The sequence below is a fragment of the Aeromonas sp. QDB68 genome (assembly GCF_027707405.1).
Classification (GTDB): Bacteria; Pseudomonadota; Gammaproteobacteria; order Enterobacterales; family Aeromonadaceae; genus Aeromonas; species Aeromonas caviae.
Map to the genome: position 1 here is coordinate 1 of NZ_JAPCIQ010000138.1, position 6648 is coordinate 6648.

9 protein-coding genes are annotated in these 6648 nt (G+C 61.6%); 2 read left to right on the plus strand and 7 right to left on the minus strand.

Annotation, left to right across the window (positions count from 1 at the left end; all coding sequences use genetic code 11):
- Positions 1–471: YkgB family protein (locus tag PG892_RS20835; protein ID WP_270825801.1), on the minus strand; the 471-nt coding region annotated here is incomplete at its 3' end.
- Between the two features lie 290 nt (positions 472–761).
- Between PG892_RS20835 and PG892_RS20840 the strand changes: the two genes are divergently transcribed.
- The gene (locus tag PG892_RS20840; protein ID WP_166479491.1) at positions 762–1121 is read left to right on the plus strand and encodes a DUF6314 family protein; all 360 of its coding nucleotides are present in this window, start codon (positions 762–764) and stop codon (positions 1119–1121) included.
- Between the two features lie 38 nt (positions 1122–1159).
- Here PG892_RS20840 and PG892_RS20845 read toward each other — a convergent pair whose 3' ends face one another.
- A complete protein-coding gene (locus PG892_RS20845) occupies positions 1160–2119 on the minus strand; it encodes a YeeE/YedE thiosulfate transporter family protein (protein WP_004099025.1) in 960 nt (319 codons plus the stop codon).
- Positions 2120–2145: 26 nt separating this feature from the next.
- Positions 2146–2745, minus strand: a complete 600-nt coding sequence (locus PG892_RS20850; RefSeq protein WP_228722688.1) for a MarR family winged helix-turn-helix transcriptional regulator — start codon at positions 2743–2745, stop codon at positions 2146–2148.
- 190 nt (positions 2746–2935) lie between these two features.
- On the opposite strand from PG892_RS20850, the gene PG892_RS20855 reads away from it, so the two are divergent.
- Positions 2936–3832, plus strand: a complete 897-nt coding sequence (locus PG892_RS20855; RefSeq protein ID WP_011191354.1) for a LysR family transcriptional regulator — start codon at positions 2936–2938, stop codon at positions 3830–3832.
- Here PG892_RS20855 and PG892_RS20860 read toward each other — a convergent pair.
- The 4 genes from PG892_RS20860 to trbF all read right to left on the minus strand — a co-directional run.
- Complete coding sequence (locus PG892_RS20860) at positions 3829–4068, minus strand: DUF2274 domain-containing protein (protein WP_018429611.1); 240 nt, start codon at positions 4066–4068, stop codon at positions 3829–3831. The genes PG892_RS20855 and PG892_RS20860 overlap by 4 nt on opposite strands.
- Entirely contained in the window at positions 4068–5288 is a 1221-nt protein-coding gene (locus PG892_RS20865) for a TrbI/VirB10 family protein (protein ID WP_011191355.1), read from the minus strand. Before PG892_RS20865 ends, PG892_RS20860 begins: the two co-directional genes overlap by 1 nt.
- The gene (gene trbG / locus PG892_RS20870; protein WP_011191356.1) at positions 5285–6334 is read right to left on the minus strand and encodes a P-type conjugative transfer protein TrbG; all 1050 of its coding nucleotides are present in this window, start codon (positions 6332–6334) and stop codon (positions 5285–5287) included. The genes PG892_RS20865 and trbG overlap by 4 nt, the downstream gene beginning before the upstream one ends.
- The coding region (gene trbF / locus PG892_RS20875; RefSeq protein WP_270825804.1) for a conjugal transfer protein TrbF at positions 6331–6648 on the minus strand (318 nt) is incomplete at its 5' end. The genes trbG and trbF, both read right to left, overlap by 4 nt.

Consider the following 6648-nt stretch of genomic DNA (forward strand, 5'->3'; position numbering starts at 1 on the left):
CCCTCTGTGGCGGACCGAAGCACGCAGCAGCACGAGGGACGCCGCTAGCAGAACTGCGTCCTTCAGTAGAAACTGCCCTGGTGCAGCCGAAATCGCAGGAAAGCCGCCGGCAGTCTGCTCCGCGACACCTGGAGTGGTGATGAAAAAGGTCAGCGTGATCAGATAGGTCGCTGCTGACATTAGTGCGCCTAGCGCAGAGAAGAGTGGACGAAATGCACCAAGGATCAGAACGAGACCGGTCGATAACTCGATAACGCCGATGAAATAGCTTTGCCCCTGCGTCCCGAACATGCCGAGCCAATTCATGATCGGGCTGTGTTCGATAAACGGGGCGATACCATAGGCCTCGTACGCTGTGAACTTCATCGCGCCGAACCACAGAAATACGATCACGAGAGCCCATCTAAGCAGGCCAAGATCCCTCCGACCGTGCTCGGGGACAAGAAATTCATAACGGTCGAAAATGCTCATCTAAAATTCCTCAACAGTGGTCCCGTGGGAACGTCACGAACGTCGTCTACGTGCTTCGGGCAGGCGTTGCAGTATATGCGCGACGCATATACTAATAAGCGAGATATGTCGAGCGGCTGGCTCGCGCTTCGCTGCCTCACGAAGCCATCCTCATCGGCGATGCCTTTACCCAGCAAACGCGCGACCTTTGCGGGATTTTGACTTGATGGGGCTGGCGCTCCGGGTGGGCCTATAGCCCGTTGGCAAACGTCCAGCCTGTACGGATGGACGCGGCCCTGGACGAGATAACCATGCCCACCGAAATCGTAGCAGCGATCGGCGAAGGCGCGCTCGCTTATCGAGAGAGCGGCATTCTCTCACTGGCAGATGGCAGAGTATTCTCCGCGTGCCGGCAGTATCGCTATCGCTTGAGCGAGGACAGTGTTGTCGTCGAGTTCGCAGACGGACCTCATATCGGGACGCAGTTCCTCAGCTTGAGTTTCTCGCGGACGGATACCGGGTTGGAAGCGAGTGGCGTCTATGCCTGCGGAGACGACACCTACCATGCAACCTACAGGATTCTGGGGCCGGCGGCCTTTGAAGTGGTCATCATGGTCCAAGGGCCTGCAAAGGCATACGAGCTAGTCAGCCGATATTCCCGGTCGGGATAAATGCTCATGTCAGGAGGGCAAGTCCTCTGTTGCCCTTATCATGGCCGTGAAAGGCAGCGCCGGAATAACTTACCACGCGCTGCAAATCCGAAGACGATTGTCGTCGTCATCAGAAGGTAGGCGACTATCCCACCAGGTGAAAGAGTCGGAACCGCTGCGAGGATCAACCCATCATTCCCGCCGGGTATGAGCGCGATGCCGATACCCATCAATGTGCCGCCGACGACAGATCGCAGAATGCCATTGGCTGTCGGCAGTTGGAGACGCAGATTGCCTTGGCGAAAGGAGGCGGTTAGGGCGCCTGCGATCGAAGAGATCACCGCAGTGAGCGCGACCTCGCCGGCCGGGGACATTCTGAGAGGAAGGGCGCGTTGAATCACGTCTGCGAAGGTCCAGGCCGGCGAGAGTGCATATAGAAGTCCGCCAGTGATACCGAGTCCAATCATCGAAGCGCCGAACGACCAACCCGGCTTTGTTCGCAGAACGCTCTTCGTGGAAACGAAAACGAGTGCCAGCACGAGCACAACTAGGAAGGCTAGGAGAGTAACGAGGCCTGTTGCGCTCGGTTTGGAGATTAAGCTTGGCCATGTTGAATCGTAGCCGAACCTGCCATGGTCGGCAGCCAAGATACCAATCGTTAATCCCAAGGGTAGAGCTAGAAGTCGCATCTCCCCATCCCCAAGCCGCGCCAGCGATCCGAGCAGGCATGTGTCATTAATGAGTGCGCCGAGGCCGAAGGCGATGGCGCCGATGAGCAGGAGGAAATTGATGCTGGTCGAGGGTGCGAGTGTTGCGCCCAGTGTTCCCGTCCAGACTATCGGGACCGCAACCAGGCCTGCCGCTGCCGACGCTGCGAGAAATCCGACGAACATTTTCGGCGGCTGTCTTCTGTGTAACTCATGAGCGGCCACCACTAAACAGGTTCCGCCTTGGTTCGCCGCATATCCGAACCCGAAGGCAAGTACGCATAGAAGAAGTTCGAGCGCAAACGATCCCATTATTTCAAGCCTGCCTGATCATATCGTCAGCCTTCTGATGCGACGTTCCAGCGTGGCGAGCGCCCCGGCTTAGCTTTACCACGGGAAGGCGCGATCCTGCTGTAGCCGCACAGATGGCAAAGGCTGACCGAGCCATCTTTGTCGAAGCCGTTTGCCACAAGGAGCCGCTCCGACAGCATGCCTAGAATGTCGAGGTCATTGGGCGACAGGGGCGAAATACATTCGGAGATCACCTGCTCCCGTGCCTTGAGCAAGGCGTCCGTTATCTTCTTCCCCGAATTGGTGAGGTGAATGAAGCGCGCCCGCCTGTCGGTGATTTGTCTTCGTCGTTCCACCAACTGTTCGCGCTCGAGCCTATCGATCAATCGCACCGTCCCGGCATGAGAAAGCCCGATCGAGGTAGCCAAAACGCTGATCGGCAGTCCGGGCTCCATGCTGAGTAACACCATCACGGCGGTCCCCGGGCCGCTTGGTGAAAACGAGGCCGAGACACTGGCGATGCTGTCTGCAACGGCCAACGCGAGTGCACCTAAATGGTACTTGGCGACCTCAGGCTCCATACCGCAAGAATATATGCTTCGCGCATAGACTTCAAGCGTGTGAAAATGTATGACCGCCGCATGCATCTATGACAGATTCGGACATGGTCATGCTCATTGAGGGGCTCAGCTCGGATTCCACATCTGAGATCAACGGACGTGCTCGTTCCCCAGGCGCTAGCGGGGGTGGGCTCGATGAAAGTGGACGTGCATGGGTGCCGCTCACCGGGCGCAGGCGGTTCGCCGATGAGACCGCCGGTATGATCGGACGGGTCTCATGCCCGACCTGACTCTTGATCTCCGATACCTGAAGTACGCCGTTCAGGTCGCCGAGGCCGGCAGCTTCCGCCGAGCGGCGGAGCGCCTATCGATATCGCAATCCACCGTCAGCCGACGTGTGCAGCTGTTTGAGCGCCAACTTGGCTTTTCTCTCTTCAAGCGTACGCGAGCGGGGGCAGGGCTGACTCCAGAAGGTGAGCGCTTCCTTCAACAAGCGGTGGTGGGAGCGCGCTACCTTCGTAACGCCGCAACGGAGATCCGCTCCGCGCGGAAACTCAAGACCGGGCTCGTGAGGTTTGGAATGCTTGAAGCGTTCCCGGCGTGCCCGATCATCAACATTCTCTCGGCATTCAGAAATAGACATCCGACGATCGAGGTAAAGCTTGAGGAAGGCACTTCAGAAGAAAACACTTTGGGGGTGAAGCGCGGATTACTGGACGCAGCAATCAGCCTGAGTGCGAGCAAGAGCCCTCAGTTCCAAGTTCGACGTCTCTGCGAACCAGATCTGTTCGTGGCATTGTCCCCGCTTCACGAGTTGGCAGCACGGCCACAGCTGTCGTGGGAGGACGTTTGTGACGAAGTCTTCCTCGTTCGCTCGGATGGCGCTGGGCGTGAGCTCGCTGGCATACTCCGGCGCATGGTGGGCGCCGGAGACGGAGCGGTTCAACTCTCGATCCAACAAGTCAGCCGAGAAACCCTGCTGACGATGGTCGAACAGGGCTTCGGCTTGACCATCACCAGCGTGATCTACCGGCCGGATATCGCGTTGATCCCGCTCCCATCGGCGCGGGCGCCGACGGCCGCTATAATTTCTTCCAGTGACAACGACAACCCGACTCTGCCGCTGCTGCTGAAGTGTTTCGACACCCCCTCTAGAGCGGGGACCACGGATTAATCGGCGCTCCCCGGCGTCAACGTTCGCCTGGCTTTGGCGAAGCCACGGTCTGTCGCGATGAACCGTTGTAACATCGGGACGATTAACCGAGCTGGGTCAACAGCGGACTGACCTTGCTCTCGGCCCAATAGGTGGGCGTAGTCAACAAGGTCCTGGTGGAGAGCTGCAGGTAGCTCGACCTGTACCTTAAGCGGCTTGTCGTCCGCGATGGGGCCTAGCTTAAGCTTCGACATCATCACCCTCCATATGGCTCCAGTACCAAGTCTCGCGTCACGAGAACGCGCACGGGAAATCCGGGCCGAATAGTGATCGTGGGCGCGACGTTGAGCTGACGCCTCACAATCTGCTGCCCTGCGTCGTTGATGGTGTCCTGCCCACCGTTCCGGATCGCCTGAACGAGCTGATCGTCGTTGTCGACCGCGAGTTCGGCGCCGACGCTCAGCAGTGTCGACAATCCCGCAGCCTTGGCCAGATCCCACCAATGGTAATCGACGCCATCCTGCAGCCCGGCGAACCCTTCAGCGTCAGCACCAGGCTGGCGCTCGAGAACGATCGAGCGCCCGTTCGGGAAGACGAGCCGAGTCCAGACGAGCAGGACTCGGCTCTGGCCGAACTGCACGTTGTTGTCGTACTGCCCGACCACACGAGTGCCTTGCGGCACAAGCAAGATACGGCCGGTTGGGCTGTCGTAGATGTTTTCGGTGACCTGCGCGGTGATCTGGCCGGGTAGATCGGATCGGATGCCGGTGATCAGCGCCGCGGATATCACTGCTCCCGCCTGAAGGACGTTCGGCGATACTGGCGCAGCGACGCGATCGGGCGCAACCGTCCTGCGATCGGCCGCGGCGTTCAGAAACGCGTTCTGCCGGTCCTGCGCCGAGGGCGTGGCGGGCGGCGGAGCGAGGCCAATGCTCGCCAAATCCGGCACCGGCGCGAGCGCTGGGGCAGCTCCCGCAGCAGCGGGTGTGCCCCGGCTTTCCGATCCGGAGAAGAGACGGCTGGTGCGCGCGGTCTCGATTTCCTGAAGGCGGCGCTGCTCTTCCGGGCTGATGCCGGGATTGGGCGTGGCCGTCCCGGGTGTGGGCACCGGCTGTCCGCGATCCTGGGTACTAAGGATCGGCCGGCCGAGGTCACCGGGAAGAGGGGGACCGAGCTGTGGCACGCCACTGTAATCTCGCGGCAGGCCGGCCAGTCCGTCAGCGGTCGAGCGGTTCTCGGTCGAATAGAGTTCGTCGTTCGGCCGACCGGCGTCGCGGGTCTGAAGCGCGTAGATCAGCGCACCTCCGAGCCCGACGCTGGCGACAAGACCGAGGCCGGCGAGAACCTTCCGCGACAACCGGGTGACGCGGGGCGGTTCGGCCCGCAGCCGCATCGGCGCAGGCCCGACCGGCTCGCCGGTCAGGGGCTGCGCATCGTCGTCCGGCACTTCCTCAATCCGGGGCGGGTTCTCGCTCACGAGGTCGGCCTCCCGTCTGTGCGGACGATCCTGACGCGCTTCTGCTCGCGGCCGGAGCCGAAGCGAAGTTCGGCAGCCGCGAACAGACGATCAACGATCATGTGGTGGCCGCGAACGCGATAGTTCACGAGCTCAGAGGTGTTGCCCTCGGGGCCGACGACGAAGAGTGGCGGCATCTCGCCCTGACCGATGCCGCGCGGAAACTCGATAAAGACCTGGCGTCCGTCGTCGAAGGCGCGCAGCGGTCGCCACGGCGCACGGTCGCCCTCGATCGCATAGCGGAAGTTGACGTTCGCGAGATCGACGCCGCTCGCCACCGGCTGGGCCGCCTGCGCCTCGGCGTTCTGACGGCGCAGCGCAATGAGCTGGTCTTGCGGATACTGCCATGAGACCGACGCCATATAGGTGCGCTCTGTCGAGCGCAGCTCCATGTGATAGGTGCGCATGTTGGTGTTGATGACGAGGTTTGTCATCAGGTCGGCGCGGGTGGGCTTTACTAGGATGTGGATCTGGCGCGTTGCCCCCGATCCGCTCTCGGTGTCGCCGATGATCCAGCGCACTGTGTCGCCGGCGGCCACCGGGCCTGCGCCGACAAGCTGCTCCCCGGGTTGGAGCGCGATGTCGGTGATCTGCCCGACGGCGGTATAGACTTGATAAAGCGCCCCTTGAGTCCACGGGTAGACCTGCATCGAGTTAATGAAGCCGTCGCGCACCGGCTGGACTCGTGCCGCCTCGTTTGCCTGGTTGACGCGAGCGGTCGGATTAGAAGGCTCCGGGGCACGCCGCGTCTCCTCCACACGCTGCAATTGGCCAGGCAGCGGCAGCGGCCGGGGCAGCTCGACCACGGTGACCGGCGCGGGTGGATCGACGGTCTGCACCGCCGGAGCCGCATTGTCGTAGGAAATCTCCGGCGGCGGATTGGTGGTCGCGCAGCCCGCGAGCGCGGTCGCCGCTAGCAGAACGACCGGGAATGCGGCTCTACGGAGAGCCGGGAGTACGTGTGTGTGTGAAGCCGGGTTTCCGGCTTTACGGAAATACGGCTTCATTGCCCAAGCTCCCGTGACCAGTTGATGGCGTTGACGTAGATGCCGAGCGGGTTCGCCCTGAGCCGGTCGGCGTTTCGGGGGATCTGCACGACGATCGTCAGGATCGCGGTCCAGCGCGTGGTCTCGGCGAGCTGGCCATTTTCGTATCGGCGCTCGACCCAGGCGACGCGGAAGCTGTCCGGGGACGCGCGGATGACGCTGGAGACGTCGACAGCGACCTGCTGCCGGCCGACCCGTGTAAAGGGGTCGTTGGAGCGGGCGTAGTCATTGAGCGCCATGGCGCCGCGGTCAGTCGTGAAGTCGTAGGCGCGCAG

Bases quoted from the DNA above. Each gene is read 5' to 3' on its own strand.
- PG892_RS20840 (WP_166479491.1), top strand. From the start codon at position 762: ATGCCCACCGAAATCGTAGCAGCGATCGGCGAAGGCGCGCTCGCTTAT.
- PG892_RS20845 (WP_004099025.1), bottom strand. From the start codon at position 2,119: ATGGGATCGTTTGCGCTCGAACTTCTTCTATGCGTACTTGCCTTCGGG.
- PG892_RS20850 (WP_228722688.1), bottom strand. From the start codon at position 2,745: ATGCATGCGGCGGTCATACATTTTCACACGCTTGAAGTCTATGCGCGA.
- PG892_RS20855 (WP_011191354.1), top strand. From the start codon at position 2,936: ATGCCCGACCTGACTCTTGATCTCCGATACCTGAAGTACGCCGTTCAG.
- PG892_RS20860 (WP_018429611.1), bottom strand. From the start codon at position 4,068: ATGATGTCGAAGCTTAAGCTAGGCCCCATCGCGGACGACAAGCCGCTT.
- trbG (WP_011191356.1), bottom strand. From the start codon at position 6,334: ATGAAGCCGTATTTCCGTAAAGCCGGAAACCCGGCTTCACACACACAC.